The 26,595-nt window shown below is 54.5% G+C and carries 21 protein-coding genes and 2 tRNA genes; 10 read left to right on the top strand and 13 right to left on the bottom strand.

Features of this window, described 5'->3' with window-relative positions; all coding sequences use genetic code 11:
- Window positions 1–382 precede the first annotated feature (382 nt).
- The 4 genes from FLQ44_RS12670 (at window position 383) to FLQ44_RS12685 (ending at window position 4,563) form a co-directional block, all read left to right on the top strand.
- Window positions 383–853 carry a hypothetical protein gene (locus FLQ44_RS12670; protein WP_147694676.1) on the top strand — a complete coding sequence of 157 codons (471 nt, stop codon included), beginning with the start codon at window positions 383–385 and terminating at the stop codon, window positions 851–853.
- A 219-nt stretch (window positions 854–1,072) separates the two neighbouring features.
- Window positions 1,073–2,146, top strand: coding sequence for a topoisomerase (locus FLQ44_RS12675; RefSeq protein ID WP_147694677.1), 1,074 nt, complete (start codon window positions 1,073–1,075; stop codon window positions 2,144–2,146).
- A 184-nt stretch (window positions 2,147–2,330) separates the two neighbouring features.
- Window positions 2,331–3,431, top strand: coding sequence for an IS3 family transposase (locus FLQ44_RS12680; RefSeq protein WP_147694678.1), 1,101 nt, complete (start codon window positions 2,331–2,333; stop codon window positions 3,429–3,431).
- 232 nt (window positions 3,432–3,663) lie between these two features.
- Entirely contained in the window at window positions 3,664–4,563 is a 900-nt protein-coding gene (locus FLQ44_RS12685; RefSeq protein ID WP_147694679.1) for a helix-turn-helix transcriptional regulator, read from the top strand.
- Between the two features lie 32 nt (window positions 4,564–4,595).
- Here FLQ44_RS12685 and FLQ44_RS12690 read toward each other — a convergent pair whose 3' ends face one another.
- The 3 genes from FLQ44_RS12690 to FLQ44_RS24600 form a co-directional block, all read right to left on the bottom strand.
- Complete coding sequence (locus tag FLQ44_RS12690; protein WP_147694680.1) at window positions 4,596–7,163, bottom strand: AAA family ATPase; 2,568 nt, start codon at window positions 7,161–7,163, stop codon at window positions 4,596–4,598.
- Between the two features lie 9 nt (window positions 7,164–7,172).
- On the bottom strand, window positions 7,173–8,702 hold the full coding sequence (locus tag FLQ44_RS12695; protein WP_147694681.1) for a hypothetical protein: 1,530 nt from the start codon (window positions 8,700–8,702) through the stop codon (window positions 7,173–7,175).
- Window positions 8,703–9,181: 479 nt separating this feature from the next.
- Complete coding sequence (locus FLQ44_RS24600; protein ID WP_206208865.1) at window positions 9,182–9,271, bottom strand: DUF4917 family protein; 90 nt, start codon at window positions 9,269–9,271, stop codon at window positions 9,182–9,184.
- A 1,380-nt stretch (window positions 9,272–10,651) separates the two neighbouring features.
- Here FLQ44_RS24600 and FLQ44_RS12715 point away from each other — a divergent pair.
- The 3 genes from FLQ44_RS12715 to FLQ44_RS12725 all read left to right on the top strand — a co-directional run bounded on the left by FLQ44_RS12715 (window position 10,652) and on the right by FLQ44_RS12725 (window position 15,040).
- Window positions 10,652–11,797, top strand: coding sequence for a dsDNA nuclease domain-containing protein (locus FLQ44_RS12715; protein ID WP_170252967.1), 1,146 nt, complete (start codon window positions 10,652–10,654; stop codon window positions 11,795–11,797).
- A gap of 96 nt (window positions 11,798–11,893) precedes the next feature.
- The gene (locus FLQ44_RS12720) at window positions 11,894–13,537 is read left to right on the top strand and encodes a hypothetical protein (RefSeq protein ID WP_206208866.1); all 1,644 of its coding nucleotides are present in this window, start codon (window positions 11,894–11,896) and stop codon (window positions 13,535–13,537) included.
- A gap of 174 nt (window positions 13,538–13,711) precedes the next feature.
- On the top strand, window positions 13,712–15,040 hold the full coding sequence (locus FLQ44_RS12725; protein ID WP_147694684.1) for an anti-phage deoxyguanosine triphosphatase: 1,329 nt from the start codon (window positions 13,712–13,714) through the stop codon (window positions 15,038–15,040).
- 221 nt (window positions 15,041–15,261) lie between these two features.
- Here the strand turns inward: FLQ44_RS12725 and FLQ44_RS12730 are convergent, their stop codons facing one another.
- The 5 genes from FLQ44_RS12730 to FLQ44_RS12750 all read right to left on the bottom strand — a co-directional run bounded on the left by FLQ44_RS12730 (window position 15,262) and on the right by FLQ44_RS12750 (window position 19,016).
- Window positions 15,262–15,594, bottom strand: a complete 333-nt coding sequence (locus FLQ44_RS12730) for a helix-turn-helix domain-containing protein (RefSeq protein WP_147694685.1) — start codon at window positions 15,592–15,594, stop codon at window positions 15,262–15,264.
- Between the two features lie 23 nt (window positions 15,595–15,617).
- On the bottom strand, window positions 15,618–16,874 hold the full coding sequence (locus FLQ44_RS12735) for a Fic family protein (protein ID WP_147694686.1): 1,257 nt from the start codon (window positions 16,872–16,874) through the stop codon (window positions 15,618–15,620).
- A gap of 255 nt (window positions 16,875–17,129) precedes the next feature.
- Window positions 17,130–17,318: a hypothetical protein gene (locus tag FLQ44_RS12740; RefSeq protein ID WP_147694687.1), complete on the bottom strand. Its 189-nt coding sequence runs from the start codon at window positions 17,316–17,318 to the stop codon at window positions 17,130–17,132.
- A gap of 194 nt (window positions 17,319–17,512) precedes the next feature.
- Window positions 17,513–17,818: a hypothetical protein gene (locus FLQ44_RS12745; protein ID WP_147694688.1), complete on the bottom strand. Its 306-nt coding sequence runs from the start codon at window positions 17,816–17,818 to the stop codon at window positions 17,513–17,515.
- A complete protein-coding gene (locus FLQ44_RS12750; RefSeq protein WP_147694689.1) occupies window positions 17,805–19,016 on the bottom strand; it encodes an Arm DNA-binding domain-containing protein in 1,212 nt (403 codons plus the stop codon). Before FLQ44_RS12750 ends, FLQ44_RS12745 begins: the two co-directional genes overlap by 14 nt.
- A gap of 398 nt (window positions 19,017–19,414) precedes the next feature.
- Between FLQ44_RS12750 and FLQ44_RS24955 the strand changes: the two genes are divergently transcribed.
- Window positions 19,415–19,624: a helix-turn-helix domain-containing protein gene (locus tag FLQ44_RS24955; RefSeq protein WP_369126609.1), complete on the top strand. Its 210-nt coding sequence runs from the start codon at window positions 19,415–19,417 to the stop codon at window positions 19,622–19,624.
- A gap of 370 nt (window positions 19,625–19,994) precedes the next feature.
- Here the strand turns inward: FLQ44_RS24955 and FLQ44_RS12765 are convergent.
- From FLQ44_RS12765 to FLQ44_RS12785, 5 genes are all read right to left on the bottom strand, one after another.
- Window positions 19,995–20,071: transfer RNA gene (locus tag FLQ44_RS12765), tRNA-Met, on the bottom strand.
- A gap of 131 nt (window positions 20,072–20,202) precedes the next feature.
- Window positions 20,203–20,279, bottom strand: a tRNA-Met gene (locus tag FLQ44_RS12770).
- Window positions 20,280–20,339: 60 nt separating this feature from the next.
- Window positions 20,340–20,525: a hypothetical protein gene (locus FLQ44_RS12775; RefSeq protein ID WP_147682350.1), complete on the bottom strand. Its 186-nt coding sequence runs from the start codon at window positions 20,523–20,525 to the stop codon at window positions 20,340–20,342.
- A gap of 220 nt (window positions 20,526–20,745) precedes the next feature.
- Complete coding sequence (metG, locus tag FLQ44_RS12780; RefSeq protein ID WP_147694692.1) at window positions 20,746–22,806, bottom strand: methionine--tRNA ligase; 2,061 nt, start codon at window positions 22,804–22,806, stop codon at window positions 20,746–20,748.
- Window positions 22,807–22,974: 168 nt separating this feature from the next.
- Complete coding sequence (locus FLQ44_RS12785) at window positions 22,975–24,222, bottom strand: MFS transporter (protein WP_147694693.1); 1,248 nt, start codon at window positions 24,220–24,222, stop codon at window positions 22,975–22,977.
- Between the two features lie 304 nt (window positions 24,223–24,526).
- Here FLQ44_RS12785 and apbC point away from each other — a divergent pair, with 304 nt between their 5' ends.
- Both apbC and murI read left to right on the top strand, forming a co-directional pair.
- Complete coding sequence (gene apbC / locus FLQ44_RS12790; RefSeq protein ID WP_240801269.1) at window positions 24,527–25,609, top strand: iron-sulfur cluster carrier protein ApbC; 1,083 nt, start codon at window positions 24,527–24,529, stop codon at window positions 25,607–25,609.
- Window positions 25,610–25,618: 9 nt separating this feature from the next.
- Window positions 25,619–26,407, top strand: coding sequence for a glutamate racemase (gene murI / locus FLQ44_RS12795; RefSeq protein ID WP_147694695.1), 789 nt, complete (start codon window positions 25,619–25,621; stop codon window positions 26,405–26,407).
- Window positions 26,408–26,595: the final 188 nt, after the last annotated feature.

Raw genomic sequence — 26,595 nt, forward strand, 5'->3', positions numbered from 1 at the left:
AAGCGGACACAATGCTGTTGTGCTAGTATTACTGCTGCCGGCTGGAAGCAGAAGTTCCTTACTCTTCCGGTTTGCGGGCATGGGTCACGTTAACCGTTATTTGTGGTCTTACTGGGGCATCCGTAAAGTAGATGGACATACTTTAATGTCCGCAAATTGACAGCTGATGAGGTGGCCGAAAGAGGAAACTGCCCGCAGTCCCGTTTGGTTGTGCATTATACGGTCCGCTCAATTCCATGCCATTGAAAATTAAAGGAAAAAAGTTAACACCTGAGTTATAAATATTCATTAACTTAATATACACCTGCATAGGTGTATATTTCACGTTAGCCTTACTGCCATGATACAAGCACGATTATGGAGTCATTTTTACAGGGTAAAAGTGCACTCTATTTACACTGAATTGCTTCACGCTCGCACGGAAACGATTGACCGTTCCATTAAAATATTCCTTGCCGTTATGTCTAGTGGTGGCATAGCTGGATGGGTCGTATGGAAGAGCGCAGATTGGGCGTGGGCTTCCCTAATTGCCGCGTCACAATTTTTAAATGCTATTCTTCCCTTTCTGCCGTACAAAAACAGAAAAAAATCACTGGCAGCGCTCTCTAGGGAGCTAGATGAGATTTCCAATCACATGGAAATTAAATGGCTTGAGATATCTTCAGGGGAGTTGACAGAAAGAGAAATGAGAAAGCTATTCAGTGACATGCTAAACAAATCAACAACTGCTACGCAGAAGCATTTTCCTGATAGTTCAATTCCAGACAATCCGAAGCTTATGAACAAGGCGGAAGATACAACTATTAGCTACCTGAAAACGTATATGGACGCAGAGGAAAATAATGGCAACTAAACCACCACAAAATAAGCCAACTGGTAAGTCTGGAAGTTGGACTTCTGTTTCCAATGCGAGAAAATTACCTGAACCCCAAAAAACACCACTCATGCCAAAGGTTCAACCACCAAAATCGAAAGGCTAACATTTCAATCAACAGGAACTGGTCAACCAGTGGCTTCGCCACTGGCCGCCCAGCTCGTTATTTCAGACGTTAGCCATTTTCAGGAATCTCCCATGGCAAAAAGAGACCCGAACAAGACCGCGCGCAATCGGCTTATCGAGGCATTCAAGACAAAGTTACGCGAACTACTTCCAGATGTTCTCGCTGCGACAGGCATTGAAAGCGAAGCCTCGCTAAACGCACTTATCGGCAGCAGAAACGACGACTTCTTCGACCTAAAGCATGATGTCATCACAAGCCAAGATCAGTTTGTGTCCCGGTGGCTTCATGGGTTGAAGACCTCGGCACTAGAGGACGGCGTAGCCTCGGACCTTTGGCTTTGGAAGAAGATCAAAGCGTATAAACAACTGCAGGACTACACGCTACTCTTCCTTAGAAGGTCGTATCTCAAGCACTTCGATGAGCTTTCAAAGAACAGGCCTCCCGTTGAGGAAGCTGAAATCTGGATCGGCCAAGAAAACGCTAACTACGGACTCTTGGTGACTCCCCGCTTTCGGAACGGCCAGTGGGAGAACGACAAGAGTGAAATTCGTGCCTTCCCCAAAGGCTACTGGACGATCGGGCATGTCATGCAAACCGGGCTAGTGATTCCGGGAAAGGACAAGATCTTCAAGTTCAATGACATTGACCAGTACTTGCTCTTCTTTCAAGACACACTGGTTCGCAACTCCGGCTCCCAATACGAATATGCAATCGCGGGGCACTACTGCGATTACGTTGCATCAAGTCCTTCACCTGAATCGATTCCTCTCCTAATCCCTGAGTTCAGGTACGCCGGGCTGGCAGCAAAGCACATCTATCGACTCGATTTCTTGGTTATTAATCCGTACTCATTAGACAAAGTCGGGTTTGAGTTGTCTCCTTGGTCCACTCACGGCTATCTCACGAAGATTGGTGGCCTTACCCAAAAGAAAATCAATGAGTTGGCCGCTGATAACTTTGCAAAGGAAATGAGGAAGCATCGCGCCTATTTCAAGGAGCACGGTGTCTTTTGCTTAATTTTCACCGACGAGCTTCTCAAAGACACTAAATCTCTCTTTAATGAAGAAATCGTGCCCTATCTTCAACCCGAGAAACCCCAAGTCCAGTTGTCGTTTGAAATTCTTGAGGAATTCTCAAATGGCTAACCCATCATTCCACCGGACCTGCGCAAAAGCCCGCGCAGGCCGGTGAACTCAGACGTTAGGTGCCTAAATGCACAGCCTTGAAGACGTCCGGAAGCGCTCCGTATTGACCTCCTCCCGAAAAATGGTAGCGGTGGGAGGTAGAGATTTCTGGCAAATTTAACCCTATCCGGGTAGGAGATTTGTCATGAAAAAATCGAAGTTCACGGAAGAACAGATCGCTTTCGCCTTGCGCCAAGCGGAGTCGGGTACGACAGTCGGGGAGGTCTGCCGCAAGGTGGGTATCTCCGAGGCGACTTTCTACAACTGGAAGAAGAAATACGGTGGCCTGGGCGTCAGCGAACTACGTCGCCTGAAGCAATTAGAAGAAGAAAACGCCCGACTCAAGCGCATGGTTGCGGATCTGAGCCTGGATAAGCAGATGCTGCAGGAAGTCATCCAAAAAAAAGCTGTGAAGCCGGCTAGCAAACGCGAGCTGGCTAACTTCCTGATTGGCGCGTATCGCGTCAGTATCCGTCGTGCCACGGCCGTCATTCAGCTGCGGCAAGCGACGTACTTTTATCGTCCCCACCCTCGTGACGATCGTGCCGAGCGGCAGCGCATTCGGGAAATTCCTGCCACGCGCATTCGCTATGGGGCACGCCGCATCCATGTTCTGCTGCGACGTGAAGGCTGGCTGATCAACCACAAGAAGACCTACCGGACCTATTGCGAGGAAGGGCTGAACTTGCGACGAAAGCGCCCAAGGCGGCGCGTGGCCGCAGCCCATCGCGTGGCACGGCCGACCGTCTCTAGTTTGAATGCGTGCTGGAGCATGGATTTCGTCGCCGATCAGCTGTTTAATGGCCAGCGAATCCGAGCCTTAACAGTGGTGGATAATTTTAGTCGGGAAAGCTTGGCGATCACGGTAGATTTCGCCCTGAAGGCCGAGGATGTCGTGACGACGATGCGGCATGTGCAAGCTTTACGCGGTACGCCTCAGCGGATTCAGGTGGACAACGGCAGTGAATTTATTTCTCTGGCGCTGGATCAATGGGCCTATGAACAAAGTGTGATGCTGGACTTCTCGCGACCAGGAAAACCCACGGATAATCCCTTTATCGAGTCGTTTAATGGCAGCTTGCGGGATGAGTGCCTGAACGTACATTGGTTTCTGTCACTGGATGACGCCCGTGACAAGATCGAACGTTGGCGACAGGATTACAATGAGTTTAGGCCACATAGCTCGCTGGGCGACCGGACTCCCTGCAAGTTCCGGCTCGCCCACCTTGAAGCCCGGGATCTCTAAGTCAGACCGCTCGGTTAGTTGGGAGGAGGTCAGAAGAAGAAAACGCAGCCGGCCAAAGTGGTGAAGTTGCATAAGGCTGGGCCAGTAACGGCAGATGAGCTTCTTGAGGGAGGGAGGCTTTTTCAGCTTATGCACGACCCTAAGGCACCTTCGGTGTGACGGACTGTCCTGTGGCAGTACGGGACAGTCCAAGATGTTACAGTAAGCGACTTCTTTTAAATATTTTGATCTTATGGATATCGTCAAAACATCGAGTGTGCATCGAAATACACGGTTGGCCGAACGCTTAGCCACCATTTTGATGAGGCTGTATGCCGGCGACATCCTAAGTCGACAGCAGTTGATGGAAGAGTTTGGCGTCAGCGAGCGAACCGTGTTCCGTGATCTGGAACGGTTGGCCGGTTTGATCGAACTGGATGATTTTGGAAAATACCGAATCAGTGGTGCGCTCCGCCAACAAATGCGCCAAGAAAGCCTGCGCCGCTTTGCCAAGTTGCTGGGGGCGGATGGCCTGGCGCTGGGCGAAGGCAAGGCCAGTTTTGACATGCTGTACGATGCCTTGCTGAACGAAACCGTGCTGATCAAGGAGCTGCACTATGAAAGCATGGTGCCGCGCAGCGCACAGTTTGTCCGACTTGAGCACGCGATCCGCAACAGGCAGCTCTGCAGTTTCTTTTACAAGCAAAAGCGGCGGCTGGTTGCGCCTTACCGCCTGGTCAACTGGCAGGGCTTCTGGTACTTGGCCGGTGTCGAGCAAGGAACGCTCAAGGCTTTTATCGTCGATTCGATCGGTGAACTGATCGAAAGCGAAACGACCTTCGAACTTGATCCGGCGATTGTTGCCGAGATTGAGGCGGAAGATGGTGTGTGGTATAGCACCGAGAAGCAGACTGTCATCATCGAGGTGGCCGCGGAAGCCGCACACTATTTCGAGCGGCGGCCAATCTTCCCGCGGCAGCAGTTGGTGAAGAAATGGCCCGATGGTCGGCTGCATTTGCGGTCAACCATCGGACCGTCTAAACAAATAATACCTTTGCTACGGAATTGGCTGACACATGTACGAGTCATTCAGCCCGTAGGACTGGCCCAACAGCTTAGAGATGATATCAAAAATTATTTATCAAAGAGATGATGCTTAATGCGTAAATTGTGACTGCTGTTTGGTTATTCAACTTCTCGTCCTTTTTCAAGGTAGGCATACGGATCTTTTTGCATGACGCATAGAATGCCCTCAATTATAGATGGGGTAATAAACTTAAGTATGTCTCTGCAAACTTGAGTGTCTGCTCGGAAAGGGGCAGTATATTGCCTTGAGTTTGCATCTGTGTCGTCTCGGCGATGTATTAAAATTCCATGATTTTCTTTTGAAAAACTTCTTATTTGCTCGCAGAAACTATATTTCCCTAGCCAAGAGAGATCAGATGGTCTGATGTGATTATCAACGTTGCTGAATAGATAGAAACACTCTTGAGATATGTCTGCAGCTGCATCTGAATTTGATGGCAGAGGCTTTGGGTAGGACCATTGGAATTGTTTTGAAATGTTTTTAATAATATCGAATTTTTTCGTTAAGTATTTCTCACCCTTCAGGTATGTCGAATTATTTCCCAGTGATTCATCATATCCCGGTATTAATTCCGACAAGTTCCAGTCTTGATTGCAGTCGCGAATCGACCCATCATTGCGCTTCCAGACGGTTGATACTGCATACCATGTTGGATCGTACTCATGGCTAAGCTCTCCTAGCTGTCGGAACATGTCTGGGGTCATCTTGGCTTCGACCTGCCTAACAATCTTAATTAGATCACCCGCCTGCATTTTTTCAGGTACATCAATTATAATTTCGGCATGAGTGTCTGCTGCATTGCCAGGGTGAAAATTAGAAATTTCAGCTCGAGCTTCGAATATTTCCCTCGCCTTTTTGTTCAACCTTCCTTGGGTTTTCAGATGGTGCAGCAAGTCCAAGGGTGCATTCTGGTGCATGCAGGCTATTTCAAATAGGGCGTGATCGTACTCTGCCGTTTGCTGTTTGATTGCGAGCCGTTTGGCCTGTACCGATTCCGGGCAGCATGGGTTGTTGAGTACTGCCTTGCGCACCAGCAGCTCTTGGTCTTCCGCCAGCTTTTCCAGCAGATCGTCCGGACAATCCGCATGCTCGGCTACCGCCTTGCGCCGTATCGGGTTCTCGTCGGTCGCCCACTTGCTCATCCTGGCGATGCTCATTTCGTCCTCTTCCGAGGCCGGGGTCAGCTTGAGGCGGTCGAACAGTTCCTCGTATTCACCGATCTTGTCGCGTAGCGTGACACGCAGCGGCACGGTCTGCTTGATGGCTGTTTCCAGGTCGGTTTGGTTTAGCGGACGGTTGTTGTCGAGGAATGCAGCTTCCAACGCATCGTTCAGCGCGTTCTGGATGTCTGCGCCGGTGAAGTCGCGGCAGCGCTTTGCCAGGGTGGACAAGTCGAAACTCTTGTCATCTTGGCCGAGTTTGCGCAGGTGGATGCTCAGGATTTCCTGGCGCTCTTTCACGTTGGGGAAGCCCGCGTAAAAAATCTCGTCGAAGCGACCCTTGCGCAGTAGTTCCGGCGGCGTGATGGTCACGTCGTTGGCGGTGGCGATCACGAAAACCGGGCTGGTTCGCTCCTGCATCCAGGTCAGGAAGTTGCCGAGCAGGCGCGCGCTGACTTCGGACGCGCCGCTGTTCAGTCCGACGAAGGCTTTTTCCAGTTCGTCCACCCACAGTACGCAGGGGCTGACGGCCTCGGCCAATGCCAGTGCGCGGCGCATGTTGTGCTCGCTCTCCCCGACGTACTTGCCGAGCATGGCGCCGATATCGAGGCGCAATAAAGGTTGGCCGAACTCGTGGGCTGCCACCTTGGCGCTGAGCGACTTGCCGCAGCCGGGAATGCCGGCGATCAGGCAGCCTTTGGGCAATTGAATTTTTGCCTGTTGCGCTTCGGGCAGCCGCTTGAGGATTTGGCTTTTGCGCGCCAGCCAGGCCTTAAGGTTTTGCAAGCCGCCGATGTCGGCCAGCGATTCGCTGGTCGGGATCATCTCCAGCAGGCCGCTTTGGGCAATGCGCTGCTCCTTGGCTTGCAGCATGAGGCGGAGGGCTTGCTCGTCGAGCATGGTGCGGCTATGGCGCACCAGCTTGAGAACGCGTTCGATTTCCTTGAGGTCCAGACCGCATAACAAGGCGGCTGCCTGGCCACGTAGTTGGGCGGGAATTTCCAGACCCAAATAGCAGGACTGTTGGTCCAGTTGTTCCAGGATTTCTTCCAGTCTGGGCAACGGCAGCTTGAGCTGGGTCAGCAGCGCTTCGAGTTCCAGGGGCGGCTGCCAGGATTCGGCCACCAGCAACACCGCGGCCTTACCGGCGTGATGGCGTTCGATCAGGTTGAGTAGCTGGCGCAGCTTGGCGATGGCGTGGCGGTCGTTTTCCAGCGCGAGGCGGGCGTTCTTGATGACGATGAGTTGGCTTTCGTACTGACTATCGAGTCGCAGCCATTCCAGAAAGACCGCTAACTCGGGACGCACCGTCGCACTGTCCAGCGGTTGCTTGGTGTCGAAGCGTACCGGCCCCAGGCCCAAGTTCCATTCCAGAATGTGCAGCCCATTTGCTTGGGCGATGTAGGCCAACAACGTGTCCAAGCGTGCCTCTTCCGGGGTGTTGACGTAAAAGCCCGGTGAGCCGGCGGCAAAACGGGCACCAAATTGTTCGATCAATTGTGTCATTTTTATTCCTTATCTCCAAAAGGCTAATGAACGAATTCCAGAGCTAACCCATTCGACAGCTGCGCCGGCTGCGCTCACCACCCCCTTTGCCATATCCACTGCCACCTGTGCCATGGCCTTGCCACCTTCGTAGACGGCTTGACCGATGCTGTTCCCTGCGAGGCCGGCGACTATCCCGCCGACAATCGCTCCCGTAGCGGTGCCCAGTGGCCCCAGCACTGTGCCGATCGCAGCTCCCAAACTGGCGCCTTCTGCCGCTGCGGCCACACTGAACAGCACGGCTGTCGTGGTTGCACCCATCGCATCGAGGGCTTCCTGGCCACTCAATTGACCTTGCCGGTAACGGTACAAAACCTTGGCGTTTTCGATGCCCAGCATCGCGATATTGGCAAGGCGCCCGGCAGGGCTGTACTTGAGCGCTTGCCCCAGCCACCCAGAACGCGCGGCGACAAGCAACGCTCCCGACGCGGCGACTTGAGTCGCCACGTCGGTGCCGCTATCGACGGTGCTCTCGAAGAACTCTCGCAGTTCTTCGCTTGCGGTTTGCTGCGTGTTGCCGTTGAGCCGCCGGCCCAATATCCGCAGGCCGTGAAAGGCACCAGAGATAGCGACGCCAGCCAGCACTTGCTTGCCGAGTTGCTTGGCGATCGTAGTGCGGTTCAGTGTGTTCCAGTCGTACGGATTGATTTCGTTCTGTTGCTGCGCCTGCTCCTGCTGGGCCTTGGCCTCCTGCTTGGACAACGGTTCGGATTGGATGCCGTCGTATTCAAGATGGTCAGTGCTATTGGCAACGTCTTGTCCCTCAGGAACCAGCTTCCGTTGCCCGCGGTAGTCACCCCGCTCGAACATCTTCTGCGTGGCGTCGGCATCCTGACCGTACTTGGACTGATAGCGTCGGACGACTTTGCCGGTTTCGTCCCTGACGACGATGTCTACCGAGTTGGCTTCGGTAGATGCACGCATTTCCGCCCGGAGGCTACTGCCCTTGAGCTGGGCATCGAGGTTGAAGGTTTCGACGTGGTGCCGTTCAGCGATGAAACCGTCGAGGTTGAGGCTTTGGCTGATCTGCCCATCGCTACGTGTGATGGTCTGCAGCATGTTCTCGTTCGCTTGGCGCAGGGCCTGATCCAGCGAGGCTGCATATTCCCCGACCTGAGCCACGCCGTGTGCTGTTGTGCCTTGCTCGACCTGCTTGACGATCCAACTTTCGCGGCTATTGCCTCGGGCAAGGTGGTCTTGCAAATCAGCCTGCTTGGCCGTCGTCGTCTCGATAGCAGATACGATGTCTCGAGCAGAGTCGCGGATTTCTTGCTCATCACGGAACAGTTGCGGGTATTTGTTCAACTGCTGAAAAAGCCAGGCTTCTGGTTGCACATCTTGCTTTGCCTGGTTATATGAGTTGATGAACTCTCGCTGCGTTTGGGCTGCTTGTTCGTAATCGGTATCTGTTCCGAAAACCGCCAAAGCACGCTTTGTTTGGGTTTCGTTCTGCTCGGTAACATCGCTTGTGTCGGCCGGCACTTCCACGAGCTGATTCATCAAATTTCTCCGAAAAGTCGATCATCATTTTGATGCCAATTGGGAGTGTATCAGGCGTGACTGACAGGATGTGTCATTGCTGGTCTGGTTAAGACACTAGTGAAGGTAAGGGATTTGTTGTGCAGGCTGAAGTATGTTGGCATATGGTGAGAGGTTGGCCGTTACCCTGTGTCTCCATTGCTGCGCTCATGCGTAGTTGCAATGCCTCGGTGGCACTTAGTGGGATTCTTTCGTTCTTGGATAATCAAAGCAGGATCGCCGGGTAAGGGAGAGTCCTGATCAGCTGAGAGCTAACAATGCTCTCTATGGGTATGCTAGGAGTCTTAATGTATGAGTCTTCGACAGACTATATTTGAAACCTACACATACTCAAGGCTAAGAACAGCCATGCCCGACAGACTTTACTTGCATTTCCTTAAAATTCATGATCATTAAAAATCAATGAGTTAAGGTGTGATTTTCCGACAGACTTTATTTCGTCAGATCACCTGCCATACCAGTCGAAGGATCAGCTCGAAATCAAACGTCTCAAAGAAGGTGAATAGGTCATTTACGTCATCTGCGAGCAAGCCATTTTGCTAGGCGTGGGCCTGCAATGAGCGATAGTCGAACCTCCGAGAAACGGCAATGCTCGCCCCATTGCCCAACAGAATCGTTCCTCGGTGGTAGTTAGCAGCAATCTGAGCCCACTGCATAATGGGGTGTGGCATATCAGACCCTTTCCGTTATTTCTTCTGCATAACTATACCTCAGCGGATCGTCATTACTCCAGTCGGTCCGTTTTTATTACAGCTCAGATGTTGGCCGGGGTGCCGTGAAGGACTGCAACGGGTCGCTATGGAGAGATTTGCATAGCGGCCACTATGCGCACATCCCAACTATGCACACACACCCTGAGAATCGCAGCACCGGCCGCTGTTCAGGCCGGTGTTGCTATGCATAGTTACAGCGTCTTCAGGAAACGCATGAGTGAGTCCGGCGCTTGGTACCGAGGTATCTGTGTATCGGGCGCTTCCAGTCGGGCGAGCGCCTTTTCCTTCATTGCGAGGTCGGCTTCGACGTAGCGATGGGTAGTCGTCGTGCTCTCGTGCCCGAGCCATAGCGCGATCACGTTGAAGGGCACGCCCGACTGAAAGTAGATGGTCTCGCTGCGAAGACCAGCTTTCTCCGGGTTGCACTAGCACCGCGACCATCCCCTCACGCGTGAGGTAGCCCAACAGAGACCGTGTTTTTCCCATGGCGGTCTCCTCAAGTGGGACCACCACTGCACAAAACGGCGGAAACTATGTCCAGATCCGCGCTGCCCAATCGGGCCTGATGCCACGCCGGCACTGAATCGGCCAATCCCTACTCATCCAACATGCGCATAGTTGCGATATGCGCATAGGGGGCGGGAGTACGTATTCGCTAGATCGGAAAGCTGCCGTTTGTCGTCTCGCAAGACTAAACGGCAGCTAAGCAGTCGGTTGCTGCCTGTTTTTTGCATTGATCCAACGACCGCTTTGGCCGACAATCTGCCGTTGACCCCTTCCGGACGGCTACAGGTCGGCCAAAGCTGTCTTCCTCCCCATCAGCTCTGAGTGTCTGTTCTGGGCAACATACCGGGCTTTTTCCTTGCACCGTAGCCGAAGGGCGACTTTCTGACTTGGGGAACGCCCACTTTCGCCAAAGCAGACGATCACAGAAACATCCGCATCCCAAAGCCGCCGCTCAACGTCACGGCTAGATAGCCGTAAGTCCTAGTTTCCGTAGCTGCTGGTGCATGATTTCTGCTTTCAGAACCTCTCTTTGCAGAAGAGCCTTAACGCCCATATCGCACCGTTGATTGAAGCTTGTTACACGAGAATGCTAATGACAAATGGCTTGAGTTCATGGTATTTAGGTCAAATAATGGCTGTCAGCCATATCATTTGATATACCGACCTGCGTGTCCGTATAGGGAGAGCGATTTGAGCGGTGCCAACGGCATGGCGGAGTTTTTGTCCGTCGCGAACAACCCTAAGTACTCAGAATCCGGTGGTGGGCATGGGGCCAAGGGTGTCGACTTTTCGCGCATCTGGGCCGTCTTCCGGATGATTGAGTTGGAGAAGGCCAACGAGCCCGACTTCCTTATCCTCTTCGAGTCAGTTCAGGACGTCGCCGAACTTGACTCCGTGACAGCACCGACGCGCGCGAAGGTCTATCAGGTCAAGAAGAAAGACTCCGGCACTTGGACGTGGTCCGTACTTACCGGCACCGTCGAACCCAAAGCCGCGCCATCCAAATCTCCAAAGCCCCCTGACTTAAAAAAGGTCTCGGAGTCCGTTCTTGGCAAGCTGCACCTAAGCTTGAACGCTTTCACAGCACTTCCAGTTCAGGGCGTATTCATCTCTAACCAAGGCTGCGACTTCCCGCTCGAAGCCGGCGGTTCAACGGCCACAACGATGTCCTGCTCGCTCGCAGACTTGGCTGCTGACCGTGTGAAGCTGTTAACCGACAGCTTCGGTTCGCTCTCACCAGGCGGCCCGCCACCGGACCTGACGCGCGTGAAGCTGCAGAAGGTTGCCATACACCCAGACAACCTTAATGCACCTGCAATTGAAGCAGCGTTGGACCTGCTGAATGAGCGCAGCCCGGAGCACGCAGGCCAAGCAAAGGCCTTCGTCGAGTCACTTGTGATGAAAGTTTCGCCCCTGACTCGTCGCACCGATACCTGTCTGTCGTTTGTCGAGCTCGTCAAAGAGCGTGGTTTTTCCAGGGGGTCATTTACGGCCGCTCTAGCAGCTCTGGAAACCGTGCCTGACCGGAATGCGTTGTTCAACGACTGGATGACCCAGCTTCAGTTAGAAGGGGTGGACATCATAACCATCACGTCTGTGCGCGTCGCAGCCACGCGCGCCCAGCAAGACCGGCTAATTGGAGGAACTACCGTCTCCAAAGCAATCGACGACTTCAGCGATGCCTGGATTGCTAGCAACCCGCCCACATCAAAGTTGCGGCCGTACGTCGAGGCTGCGCTAACCGAGCTCAAGGTCCAGTTCAGTGCACATCGCGACTACGACCTAATAGCCCGGTTTGTCATGAGAGCCATAACAAAATGCGTGGACCCGAACTGAGACTCCTCGTCCGAAGCCTGAGAACTAAAGACTATGCATCGCTTCCGATTCAAAAACATCTGGCTGCTCTCACATCAGGAGCACAAGGCTCGCCATGTGGAGTTCCATCCGAGCAAGAACCTACTGGTGGGAAGGAACCACACCGGGAAGACGACGCTGATTCGGAGCCTGTTTGATACGCTCGGAGCCACCCCGCAAGGAAAGCTCGAACAATGGGATGAGAACGCTGTCTCACTGCTGGAGTTCTCTGTTGATGAGAAGTGCTATTTCGCACTCCATCAGGATGGTCGGCGAGCACTCTTTGACGCGACTTTCAACCTACTCATCTCCACGGCGAAGTTCGGTGAATGGTCTAAGAGCTTCTGCCAGATAACTAACTTCAACCTGGTCTTCTCTGACAAGAAGCAGGCAGAGGTTGTCCCCGCCGATCCGTCATGCTTCTTCGCGCCGTTCTACGTAAACCAGGACGGAAGTTGGCAGGCAGAATGGAACACGTTCGGCGGCATGAAGCGCTTCACCGCTCCGTTTAAGTCAATCCTCGAGTACTTCACCGGCGTCTGCCCACCTGAGTACTACACTGCGAGCGCAAAAAAGTCCCAGCACGCTAAGGCACTTGAAGACCACCGTCGGGAATACAAGCTGCTGGAGCGCGCCATCGAGCGTTTTAGCAAGTCTTTGCCGCTGGTAGGCCCCAAAATCAACGCTGACAACTTTGCCGCCGAGATTGAGCAGCTCACCAAAGAGGTTAGTGTTCTCAACGCTCGGCAGGAGGGGCTTCGGAGCGTTGCTGTCCGTGAACAAGAGCTCCTGAAGAGTCTGGACCATCAGATTCACCTCGCTGAAGGAGCCCTAACGGCATACGACAGCGATGCTAAGTACCTACTCAAAGAAGGTGCCACGCCACTCATCTGCCCGACGTGCCACGCTGAGCATGAGAAGCCCTTCCTTGATCTGCTGGAGTTCGCCGAGGATGCCCGGGTCCTTCGGGAGCTCGCTGCACGACTCCGAGAGGATGCCGCGGAGGTCCGCATGCGAACATACAAGGCATTCTCTGAGCTGAATTCACTCAACGAGAATTACTTGCGCATCTCCCAACTGCTGGACTCGCGCAAGGGGCAGTTGAAGTTCAAGGATGTTGTCGAAAGCCTTGGCGCCGAATCCGCATTCGCGGCCTTCGAAGAGGAGCGCAAACAGATCCAAGTTGCCATCGACACCGTGGTTCTCGCTATCGATACACTTGAGACAAAGATGAACGAGCTCCGCTCGCCCAAGCGTACGAAGGCAATCCTGACGGATTTTCGCGAGCACTATGCCGCTAGCCGTGTTGCACTGCAGTTGCACTCCGTGCCGACCAAGACAATGCAGCTGGCGTCCCGCCCTTCCCTTTCGGGCAGCGGCGGCCCACGCTCCATCCTAGCCTACTACGCTGCTATCTGGCGCACCGTGCAGGGCAAGACGGGAACTTACGACATTCCAGTAGTCATCGACTCCCCCAATCAGCAGGCTCAAGACGATTTCAACCTTCCAGCTGTCCTGAGCTTTATCGCCGAGGACCTACCCGCCGGCATGCAGCTCATCGTTGGTCTGGAGACGCCAACCGACTTCGCTTTCGACCGCGAAGTGACTCTCATGGAGAAGTTCGGAATGCTCACTGAAAGCGAGTGGGGGCCTACTCTGGCACTGGTGGAGCCTCTTCTGAAAAAGATGTACGACGCGACCCTTGCGCAGAGTCAAAGCTAATGTTTGATAGGTAGCCGAGCAAACCAAGACCTCATCTGCACGCATTGTAAATGTCCGTGAAAATCGCAACCCTGAGAGCCAAACTCAACGGCTGACTCAGGAGAAAAATTCCTGACTCAGCCACTGCCGACAGAGAAACGCATTGGTTCAGATTAACTGAAAGAGAAACTCTATATGACTGATAACATTTGGGACTCACGCAGACTTCATGATCCACGCCGGAGTAGCGATGTTCGTTCTGAATGGGAGCGTGACTACGCTCGCTTGATTCACTCATCTGCGTTCCGCCGTTTGCAATCAAAAACTCAAGTATTGGGTTTAGGCGAGAGTGATTTTTATCGTACCCGGCTGACACACTCCATGGAGGTAGCACAGATTGGGGTGGGCATCGTACGGTGGCTAAAGTCCCTGCATAAGGACCAAACAGATATCGTTAATGCACTGCCACCATCCGCTCTGATGAACTCTATCTGTTTGGCACATGACATTGGGCACCCACCATTTGGTCATGGCGGTGAAGTGGCATTGAACCTCTGTATGCGTGGCTTTGGAGGGTTTGAAGGCAATGGTCAGACCCTACGAATTTTGTCTCGCCTGGACAAGTACACTGCCGAGCATGGATTAAACCCGACCCGTCGCCTGCTGCTGGGTGTGCTGAAGTATCCAGCATCTTATGGTGCAACGGTACAGTCAGACGCATACGGAGACGTTGCGACTCCGAGCTGGCTAAGCAAGGCGGAAAAACAGCATCCGCCCAAGTGCTATATGGATGATGAGCAAGACGTGGTGAACTGGATTCTTGAGCCTCTAGCAATAGAGGAAAAACTGGCCTTCACGAAGTTACAGCCTCATAAGTCAGGTCATCTGAAACCAATTTACAAGGGACTGGACACTTCTATCATGGAGCTGGCTGATGATATTTCGTATAGCCTGCATGATCTAGAAGATGCAATTTCTCTTGGCATGATTACCAAAAAGGACTGGGTAGCTCATAACGAAGGAAAAGAAGAATTGTTCCGCGATTGTGGGGATAATAGCAACAGCCTAGCTGAAAATTTATTTTCTGATGAAAGCTACCAGCGAAAAAAAGCAATTGGCAATTTGGTTCATAAATTTATCATCAGCACCACGGTTAGAGAGTCCGTATTCCCATTGGCAACCACAAGCCTGATTAGGTTGAATGCTTATATGGACGAGGCTCACGAAAGAATGCTGGAGCATATATTTGACTTGGTAATGAAAAAAGTGATCAAGAGTAGCAATGTTCAGCAGCTTGAGTTCAAAGGCCAGAGGCTGGTCGTAGAGCTTTTTGAAGCATTGAGTTCTGATCCTGAGAGGCTACTACCTGGCAATACCCGGAAGCGCTACACGGATGAAAGTACCCAGCAAAAGAAGATGCGGATTATCTGTGACTTCATTGCTGGCATGACTGATGAATACGCTACTCGTATGTACGAAAAGCTTTATTACCCTCACAAAGGCTCAATCTTTGATAGGCTGTAAATTAAATTTTTTTATAAAAAATAATTTTGAATCGCCCATCGTTTGGTAGATTCATTTATGGCCGCTTCCAACCGGAAAGCGGCCATTTTCTACGGGCTGATAGCTGTCTGCTTAGGCCGATATTCGGCCACTCACCATAGATGAGATGCTGAAGCCCCTATGGCGTCACAGATGTAGCTCTCTTAGAGCAGCAGAACTGCGTGGCGAGAAGATGGTGAGGCTCAGTGAACAGACAACTTAATATGCTTGCCAACCCTGGCCAACATGCCTACTAATGCATCTATGGTGAATTTGGTAGTCTTCTTGTTGACTACATCAGCCACACGCTGACGTGTCACCCCGAGAATTTCAGCAGCTTCAGTTTGTTTGAACTTATTGGCTTCAATCCATGCAGCCAGCTCGGTAATCAAGGAGTCCTTGATCGCTAGCTTCACCGCGATTACTCGTTGCGATCTGGCCTTCAGCACGGCGGCCTCTTCCGGTTCGAATCCTAAATCCACGAACACGTTGTCATGGATAGAGGTAATGTGCATTGATTTGGTTTCGAAGCTCACTTCTCACTCCTTGTTAGGCAGGATTAGTCTTTGTTGGCATGCAGCGCTCTCAAATCCTGGTCCGGTATCTTGATATCACCATGCGGGTAAACGTTTGGCAGCAGGAATGACATGGCATGAACCGGAAGCCCGATCCGTACCCTGCCTTTGGGTGTGTCTGAAACCAAAAAACCTTCTGCTAATAGCTTGCTCAGGATGGTACGAGCAGTGCGCTCACTCAAACCGGTTAATCGTGCCGCATCCCCGCGCTCAAACTTACCCATCGTCCAAGCATGCATATACAAATAGGCTGATTCTGGCCGAAGGGTGGTTTGTCGAACGCACCGAAAGTAATTGTGTACTCTCTCCCCGAAGCTATCTAGATCGATCATGCTAGCCATGAATCTAGCCTGATCAATCCCCGCCTGCAGACCAAAGCGACAAAACTCGGCCAATCCACGCTCTGTCAGGTTGCCACAACCATCACGATCTCCATAGCGCGGTTTGTCTGCCTGAGCCAACAGGGCGTTGTAGGTATCCGCGCTCTTAGCCAAGCCGCGTGACATTGACCATAGTGCAGTGCCCGTCACACCACAGGCTCTGAGCATAGCATCCAATGTGATACGGCCAACGCGACCATTACCATCAGCAAATGGGTGAATCCACATTAGGCGATGGTGTGCCGCAAATGCGGCAACAATGCTAGTCAGCCGAGTGATGCCACCCTTGTCTGCACTTTCAAGCCTTTGACCATATACCTCACTGTAGTGGTTCAAAAATATGCTCAAGTGCTCGCTCCTGGGAGGCAGATGGCGCCCGACTCGCACTTCCTTTCTGCGAAACTCGCCCGGCACCATCACCGAACAATCTTCCAAGGTGAGCATATCTACAGGCAGGTACTCACAAAATAACCGGTGCGTTTCTTGCAGGAAGAAGATGAGATTGGCTTGCGTCAGTCGCTGGCTATTCGCCCAACGATCCGCACTGATGTGGGCAAATGCCAGGTTCCGGTGCTTTCTGTCTGAACCGAGATGCGCAATATCTCGCATGACGTCGTTGATATCTGTGAGCGATGCTCTTTGCCCCTCGATCAGGTTGCTGTAATAGCAGTTCACACCTGAAATCAGCTCGGCAAAGCCTCGGGCTGTTTGCTTGTGTATCTGCGAGTCAAGTCGTGCAGAGGCAAGGCACAGCTCATGTGCCAACCCCAACAGATCAGCAAACAGCGGACAAGACCCGTCAATCACCATGGGTTCCATTTGTGATAACCGGTCGTCGCACTCAAGCATCTGCTTCTTCATTTGCCGATCTTTCCGCCGATATGATTATGGAAATTACCATTTAAAAACAATTATTTACAAAAATCATACCGATTGAACTGACAGAATTTTGCCGATCTCTGTGCCGATGATTGATATGACTACACAAGTCAGGGAGTACCCATCCAGCAGGGGCTCCTTGCCTACCCTTCTGGCAGGATTGACGCAGACAACAAGCAAAAATGGCCGCCATGGACTTAGAGGCGGCCATCAATGCATCTAGCAAACGCAGGAGGATCAATCCTTACCAGAACGGCAAGCTTCGAGCTCACGTTTCAGCCGAGCTATCTCGCTCTTCATCCTTTCCGCGTCAATGAGCAGATCGCGCACCTTGCTCCAGTAGGCATATCCCAAGTCCCCCTCTTCATTCGCATGCTGCTGTAGCCTGCGCAAGGCAATTTCCAAGTCAAAGCTATCATTGTGCATGGTGTACCCCTTACCGTTGTTATCCCAAAGATGATTAGTGAAAAGTCTCAAGCAGGGCGCGCCTTCAAACTCGCCCACGAACACTAATTAGGGCTGACCGTTAGCATTACATTGATTTTGATTAACACCCAGCTCTAAGTCCCCAAGAAGGCTGCAATCAGTCGTGGCCCTGTCGCGATTGACAAGATGTGCACTCAGCACTCCACTGGCTTGGATTGCGCCTCAGCTTTCAATGCCCGAACCAATAAGCGGTATCGCTCGCCAACGAGCAAATCTTTCTCCACATTGGACAACAGGCTTCGCTCCCCCTTATAGCCATGATCACGCTTTGCCAGGATGAGAATCTCAGTAACTCGTGGATAATCTTGGGCAAGCCTCAATGCGTGCTGACGTACATCATGCGGAATCTCCTTATTGGCACCAAGCTCGCGCAGATACAAGCCAATTTCCAGCATGGCCCACGTATGCCGCAAAGCCTGCTCCGAGTTAAACCGTTGCATGCTCGTCCCCCTTCTGGATTTGAGCTGTTTTCAGCAGCTGCTCGAATGCGGACCCGTCACGGCGTGTCAGGTTTGGTACGTATCGCGAGTAAACCTTGAACAGCATCTCTGTGTTCGCGTGCCCCATCTGTCTTGCAATCCACTCAGGGGCCTCGCCTGCCGCCAACCAGAGCGTAGCTGCCGTATGCCTGGTCTGGTATGGGCGCCGGCGCTCCAAGCCCAAGACGCTGAGCAACGGGTACCAGACACGCTTGGTAACGTTGTTATGCTCGATAGGCAACCCTTGCAGGTTGCAGAATACGTATTCTGACATGGCACCAGTTGCTAGATACTGCTTCTGGAGCGCATCGTAAACAGGCTGACTCATTGCAATATCACGCTGGGAAGCATCGGTTTTGGTGTAGTCATCTTCACCGTAGACGACCGTTTCTCTCACCAATATCTGGCGGCGATCAAAATCCACATACTTCCACTTCAGGCCATCGATCTCCCCTGTTCGCATCCCCGTAAAGAACCTCACAGTGTAGTAGTTGCGAAAATCAGGCCGCACGCTGTCAATGATCAGCTTGACCTCCTGCAGAGTGAACGGCTGCACATCAGACTTTGGCACCTTCAACGGTTTGATGCGTACATAAGGCGTGGTAAAGTCGTAACGGTCGGCGGCTTCCTCGAAAATGCGTCTCAACGGATCCATGATCTTGTTGATACGGTTGGCAGATAGCGTTGCGTTACCATTCCGGCCGGATACTTTGGCGAGTGAAGACCGGAATTTAAGCAAATCTGCTCGGGTGATAGCCCCGACCCTGACATTTCCGAACGCTGGCAGATAATACTTGTCAACATTTCCCCTGATCGTTACCAGATAAGAGCGACGCCAACCTATGCTGGTCTCTGCCAGCCATTCCTCAAGGAAGTCTTTCAACAATGGTGTTCGCAGTATCTTGGGATCCAAGATCGGCTGTTGCTCGATAAGTGGTTTAGATACAGGCTCTTCAGTAGCATGCCTCTCGGGGAAAAAGGCTTCATAGCGAAATCGGCCCAGCTGGATCTCGGACTCTATCTGCAGCAACATGCGCTCAAGCTTTCTCCTGTTTGCTGCAGTATCTTTCAGTTCTGTTTGCTCTCGGCACCGTTTCCCATTCCACCTGAAATCCAAAAACAGTAAACCTGTTTCTTTACGTGCTCGTACAACGCCCATAACCACCTCCCTACTCTGCCATCGGCATGGCAATCGAGTCTGAGTGATTCCGAAGCAGATCTGCTTCAATTGCCTCCCAGATGAAAAGGTACTTCCTTCTACCAAAGGGTCGAACATAGTGCTTACCCTCAAGCAAGCAGTGGTCAACAAGCTTGTTACGGATGGTACGAGGGTCGTAGTGGATACGAGAAGCCAACTCTTCGGTCGTAATGTAAGTAGAACTCATAGTCTCATTCCTTAGGTGCATGTAAACTCAGAAGGTCATTTTTCTCCTCACGCGGAGAATTTGACCTTCTAGAGATCATTATGCACGCAAAAAGACCTTTTGCAACACTTTTTGACCTGCAGAAGATCATTATTTCCTGGAGAAAGACATGATTAAATGCCACCTGTCTCGCATGATGGGAGAGCGTCGCCTCAAGATCAGTGATGTAGCAAGAGAGACTGGTCTAAACCGAGGTACGCTAACCAGGCTCTACCACGAGACAGCTGAAAGAGTTGAGCTAGATGTTCTTGATGCCTTATGCACATACTTTCACTGCCAAGTAAGCGATATCTTCGAGTTCAATCCCAATCCTGTGCCCAAAGGTGAAAATATGGCTCCCTGACTACGCTGGGATGCTGAGCAAACACAGTGCAAGTCCTGCCAATGGATCGCCGGCCAGCCTAAGGACTACCTACCACTTCAAGGCTCTAGCACGACACAAAGGTGATCTATTGGTATTTGAGGGAGATTTCAGGCACTTGATCTTTGTGCCCACCCTGTGCCCAGTGGGCACAAAACGTGCCGAAATCCCAAAGGTCACGACAAAACAGCGTGCCCATTCAGCCCAAAGGTCAAAAAAACCTCATCAGGGATGTGCTGTGGGCACGGTTTAGGCACAGAAATGGGCACAGAAGCCGGTCTGTGCCCAAAACGGAGAAGAGAAAACGCAAAACCCCTGATCCAATTTTTCAATTGAATCAGGGGTTTGTGTTTGGTTGCGGGAGCAGGATTTGAACCTACGACCTTCGGGTTATGAGCCCGACGAGCTACCAGACTGCTCCATCCCGCGTCTGATGTGTTGAATAATATACAGTAACTATTGCTACGTCAAGACTTATTTACTGTAATTATCAATTTGTTTTCCGGTCTGTTTTGCCGGAAATGAAAAAGCCAATCTTTTGATTGGCTTTTTCGAAAACTTGGTTGCGGGAGCAGGATTTGAACCTACGACCTTCGGGTTATGAGCCCGACGAGCTACCAGACTGCTCCATCCCGCGACAGAGAGGAGCAACTATATCTGTAGAGCACTACCGCGTCAAGCTTTTTACAAAAATAACTTACGCTGCCGTCTGTACGTAGGCGTTGGCCGGGTAAATTACGCTTTCCACACCCGCGGGGGTGCGCATGGTAACTTCGTAACGGCGGCCTACTGCGCGCACGTCCATGACTTCGAAACGCAGCTCTTCACCGCTATCGGTGACTTCCAGGATGCTATGACCTGGCTCCAGTTGGTTGATACGCATTGTACATTTCCTTTTCAGTTTTCATTCTTGTTATGAACTATTGGTAAAACAGCTTGACGCTACAGGACACCATACACAGTGTCAAAGACATTGACCATACGTAGGACTACGTGGTTCCCGTGTATTGTCAGACAGCTTAGCAGCGGCAAATGAACGCCGGATGACAAGCAAAAAAAACGCCCCGCAATGCGGGGCGCTGTGGTGAGGCGGCCAGTACGGCTTAGCCTACGCGCATGCCTGGCTGGGCGCCGTCGTCGGTATCCAGCAGGAACAGACCGCTGTTGTCGTCGTTGCCGGAGGCGCACACGATCATGCCTTGCGATACGCCAAAGCGCATTTTGCGTTCGGCCAGGTTGGCCACCACGATCACCTTGCGGCCAACCAGCTTTTCCGGCTCCTGGTAGGCGGAACGGATACCGGAGAAGATGTTGCGCTGTTCAAAGCCCAGGTCGACGGTGAACTGCAGCAGCTTGTCGGAGCCTTCTACAAAGTTGCAGGCCAGTACCTTGCCCACGCGCAGGTCCAGCTTCGCAAAGTCGTCGATCTTGATGGTGTCGGCCAGCGGCTCGTAGTTGGCCGCAGCGGCCGGTGCTTGTGCTTCCATGGTCTGTTTGTTCGCTTCGATGAGTTTGTCCACCAGCACCGGGTCGACGCGTTGCATCAGGTGCTGGTACGGCTTGATGGTGTGACCCAGCAGCTGCTGCTGGGCGTCGGCCCACTGCAGCGGTGCTACGTCCAGGAAAGCCTCTACGTCCTGGGCGACTTTTGGCAGCACAGGTTTCAGGTAGATGGTCAGCAGGCGGAAGGCGTTGATCAGCACGGTGCACACTTCGTGCAGGCGGGCTTCCTGGCCTTCCTGTTTGGCCAGCTCCCACGGCTTGTTGGCGTCGACGTAGCTGTTAACCACGTCGGCAATGCCCATGATTTCGCGCAGCGCCTTGGCGTATTCGCGCGCTTCGAAAGCGGCGGCGATGTTGTCGGCCTCGTGGGCGATATTGCCCAGCAGGCGGGTTTCATCCTGCACGCTGTCGGCCAGTTTGCCGCCAAAGCGCTTGGTGATGAAGCCGGCGGCGCGGCTGGCGATATTGACGAACTTGCCGACCACGTCCGAGTTCACGCGGGCCACAAAGTCGTTCAGGTTCAGGTCGATGTCTTCAATGCGGCCATTGAGTTTGCCGGCAATGTAGTAGCGCATCCATTCCGGGTTCAGGCCGCATTCCAGGTAGCTCTTGGCGGTGATGAAGGTGCCGCGCGACTTGGACATTTTCTGGCCGTCCACGGTAAGGAAGCCGTGGGCAAACACGCCAGTAGGCGCGCGCATGCCGGAGAACTTCAGCGTGGCGGGCCAGAACAGTGCGTGGAAGTACAGGATGTCCTTGCCGATGAAGTGGTACATCTCGGTGTCGGTATCGGGCTTAAACCAGGTGTCGAAGTCCAGGTTCAGGCGCTGGCACAGCTTTTTGAAGCTGGCCATGTAACCGATAGGCGCGTCCAGCCACACATAGAAGTATTTGCCGGGTGCATCGGGGATCTCGAAGCCGAAGTACGGCGCGTCGCGGCTGATGTCCCAGTCCTGCAGGCCGCCGCCGATCCACTCGTTCATTTTGTTCAGCGACTCCGGCTGCAGGTGCGGCTGTACCACGCCATCGGCACGGGTGGTCTGGCCGCTGGTCCAGTCGCGCAGGAAATCGGCGCACTCGCCCAGGCGGAAGAAGTAGTGCTCGGAGGTTTTCAGCACCGGGGTGGCGCCGGACACGGCCGAGTACGGGTTTTTCAGCTCGGTCGGGTTGTAGGTGGCACCGCACACTTCACAGTTGTCGCCGTACTGGTCTTTGGCGCTGCATTTCGGGCATTCGCCCTTCACGAAGCGGTCTGGCAGGAACATCTGCTTTTCCGGGTCGAACAGCTGCTCGATGGTGCGCGAGGTAATCTTGTCATCGGCACGCAGCGCGCGGTACATCTGCTGCGCCAGCTCCTTGTTTTCCGGGCTGTTGGTGCTGTAGTAGCTGTCGTGGCCAATCAGGAAACCCTGCGAGTCGGCCACGTGCAGCGCTTCTACCTCGGCAATCAGCTGCTCGGGGGTGATGCCGCGCTTCTCGGCTGCCAGCATGATGGGTGCGCCGTGGGTATCGTCGGCGCACACGTAGTAGCACTCGTGGCCGCGCATCTTCTGGAAACGCACCCAGATATCGGTTTGGATCTGTTCGAGCATGTGGCCAAGGTGCAGCCCCGCGTTGGCGTAAGGCAGTGCACTGGTCACCAGAATCTTGCGTGTGGTCATGGAGAAGCGTCCGGTGAAAGGTATTCGGTAAACCGTCGATTATAACGACAAAGGTTGGCCGCGACAGTCATCGCGGCCAACCTTCTGCATTTACGCTGCCCCGCCTACGCTAGCTGCGGGTTCAGCTTGGTGCTACGGCCAGGCAGGCAGGGCCAGAGGCCGTGCCGGTCAGGCCGATTGAGGCAGCATGTCCGGGTCGTCGCGCTCGGCCATGGCCACGGCCACTTGCGGGCGCGCCAGCCACACAAACAGCAGCGCCGTCACCACCGACAGCAGGGCAAAGCCGGTGATGCCAGCGGCAATATAGGCCCAGCGGAACAGCTCGATGCCGAGACCGTAGCCGGCCATGCACAGCATGCTCATGCCAGCCGATACCACGCCCTTGGGCAGGCTGCTGCTCATCAGGGCAAAGCGGTACAGCACGCCAAAGGACAAGCCCTCGCCCACCGCCATCAGGCTCATGCCCAGCACCAGGAAGATGTGCTGGTAATGGCCATACAGTACGCCGGCCAGCATCAGCACCAGCCCGCCCACTACCGGCCACATGCCCAGCAGCACGGAGCGGCCCAGCGGCCAGGCTTCGGCGCGGGCGGCCAACAGCAGGTTACCGGCGATCAGGCCACCGAATACCGGCAGCTGCCACAAGCCGTATTCCAGCGTGCTCATGCCCAGGTCTTCGACCAGCAGCACTGGCGACAGCGCAATCCAGCCCATCAGCGGCAGCGCCAGCATGGGGATGCACAATACCGACAGTACAAAGCGGCGGTCGCGCAGCAGCTGCAGGTAGTCGCCACCCATGCGCGACAGCGGGCGCGGGTTGGCCGCAGGCTGCACGGTTTCCGGCATTTTCCACCACAGGCCCAGCAGCGCCAGCAGCGCGCAGGCGGCAATAAACAGGAAGCAGCTACGCCACGGTGCCAGCTCGATCAGCGCGGCACCGGCCAGCGGGCCCACCATGGGCGCAATCAGCGCCACATTGGCCATCAGCGCGGTAACGCGTACGGCGGTTTTTTCGGCGTAGGCTTCCTGCACCGCGGCATAGCCCACGGCATTAATGAAGCACAAGCCCATGCCCTGCAGTACGCGCAGCGCCATATAGGCTTCGATGCTGTGCACCAGATAGGTGGCCAGGCAGCTCACGATAAAGAACACCACGCCGGACAACAGCACCGGGCGGCGGCCGTAGCGGTCGGACAGCGGGCCGGTAAGCCACGACAGCGCCGCGCCGCCCAGCAAAAAGAAGGTCATCGACAGCGGTACCCAGCCGGCATCTACGCCGAACTCGCGGGTGACTTGCAGCATGGCCGGCTGCGCCATGTCGTTGGCGATATACACAGCAAACTCGAACAACACCAGGGCTAGCGGGAACAACAGGGTAGCAACAGACAGGCGGGCAATTTTATTATTGGCAGACAAAAGAACACCTCAAAAAACCATGACGCGGCAGCAAACCGCCGCGTCACGTTGACAAAAAGGCCGAGGATTCTACGTGAAATCAGCCACTTAGGCCAGCGCTTATTGCCACCGCGCTGCCGGCGCGGGCGGCTAGCGGCGCTTTGGGCTATCATTTGCGGCATTCCCCGTGCCCCCGGCGCCTGTCGGCGGGCGCAAAACCTGATTAAAATAGTCGGGTAATCCCGACTTGGCGCACGATATGTTCTCCCGACTAGGCAAACTGTTTGGCAGCCCTGCCAACACCGACACCCCACGGACACCCGACATGGCTCACAGCGACGCAGATATCCTGGCATCCCTCGCCACCCTTATCGACCCGGACACCGGCAAGCCCTACCGCAAAGGCCTGGCCATTGCCTGTAACGACAGCAGCCGCCTGGCGCTCAGCGTCAAACTGCCCTACCCGGCCAAAAGCCGCTTTGCCGAGATCGGCGCGCTATTTACCGAAGCGCTGGCCCCGTTTGCCGACGGCCGCCCGGTAGAAGTAGACGTCAGCAGCCAGATCACCAGCCACGCCGCCCAGCGCGGTGTACCACTGCTGCCTGGCGTGAAAAACGTGATTGCGGTGTCGTCCGGCAAGGGCGGCGTGGGTAAATCCACCACCGCGGCCAACCTGGCACTGGCGCTGGCAGCCGAAGGCGCGCGCGTGGGCATACTGGACGCCGACATCTACGGCCCGTCGCAGCCGCTGATGATGGGCCTGCAGGGCCAGAAGCCCGAGGTGGTGGAAGGCAAGCTCAAGCCGCTGGAAGCACACGGCGTGCAAACCATGTCCATCGGCTACCTGGTAGACGACGACCAGGCCATGGTATGGCGCGGCCCCATGGTGAGCCAGGCGCTGCAGCAGCTGCTCAACGACACACTGTGGGATGAGCTGGATTATCTGGTGATCGACATGCCACCGGGCACCGGCGACATCCAGCTGACGCTATCGCAAAAGGTACCGGTGACCGGCGCCATCGTGGTGACCACGCCGCAAGACATCGCACTGATCGACGCCAAGAAAGGCCTGAAGATGTTCGAGAAGGTGGGCGTACCCATTCTCGGCATTGTGGAAAACATGGCCATGCACGTGTGCAGCCAGTGCGGCCACGAAGAACACATCTTCGGCCACGGCGGTGCCGACAAGATGAGCGCGCAATACGGCGTGGACGTACTGGGCTCGCTGCCGCTGGACCTGTCCATCCGCCTGTCTACCGACGAAGGCAAACCCACCGTGGTAGCCGAGCCGGGCGGCAAGCTGGCCGCCCGCTACCAGCAAATCGCCCGCCGCGTGGCGGTGAAGGTAGGCGACAAGGCGCGTGATTTCTCCAGCAAGATGCCGAAAATCGTCATCCAGAACAGCTAGGGCACACGCATGATCGGCATGTTCGATTCCGGCCTGGGCGGCCTGTCGGTATGGCGCCAGCTACGCCACGCCCTGCCACAGCAGGATGTGGTGTACCTGGCCGACCAGGGCTACTGCCCCTACGGCGAGCGCAGCCAGGCCGAGCTGATTGCCCGCGCCGAGGCCATTACTGCCTGGCTGCTGGCACAGGGCGCGCAGCTGCTGCTGATCGCCTGCAATACCGCCACCAGCGCCGCCGCCCGCCACCTGCGCGAACGCTACCCGCAGCTGCCCATTGTCGGCATGGAACCCGCCATCAAGCCCGCCGTACAGGCCAGCCAGAGCGGCCGCGTGGGCGTACTGGCCACCCACGCCACGCTGCAGGGTGACAAGTTCCGCCAGCTGGTGGCACAGTTTGCCGGCGATACCTTGGTGGTGCCGCAGGCGGGCAAAGGCTTTGTCGAGCTGGTAGAAGCCGGCGAGCTGGACAGCGAGCGCAGCCGCGCCGTAGTTGGCCGCGCGCTGGCCCCGCTACTGGAGCAAGGCGTAGACCACGTGGTACTGGGCTGTACCCACTACCCGTTTCTGGCACCGCTGATCCGCCAGCTGCTGCCGCCGCATATCGACATCATCGACCCCACCGACGCGGTCATCCGCCAGACGCTGCGGCTGATGCAGCAACACGGCCTGCCCGCCGCCAGCGGCCCGGCAGCGCACTACCGTTTTGCCAGCACCGGCCAGCCCGGCAATATGGCGCACTTTCTGCAGCACACCCTGGGTACCCCGGCGCAGGTGGAATACCTCGATCTGCCCGGCTAACCCCGGCACTCCCCCAACAGCAGGCCCGGGCACACCCCGGGCCTTTGGCTTTTCAGCACCGCTTACAACTGATGTCATGCAGCTGGATTGACAGAAAAAAACTAAGGTTTTATCCGCCACCGCCGATAAGCAAACATGGGGCAGCACACGGCAACGCCAGTGAATGCAAGGCCCCGGGGCAAGGCAGG

It is taken from the genome of Vogesella mureinivorans (assembly GCF_007644035.1).
Taxonomy (GTDB): Bacteria; Pseudomonadota; Gammaproteobacteria; order Burkholderiales; family Chromobacteriaceae; genus Vogesella; species Vogesella mureinivorans.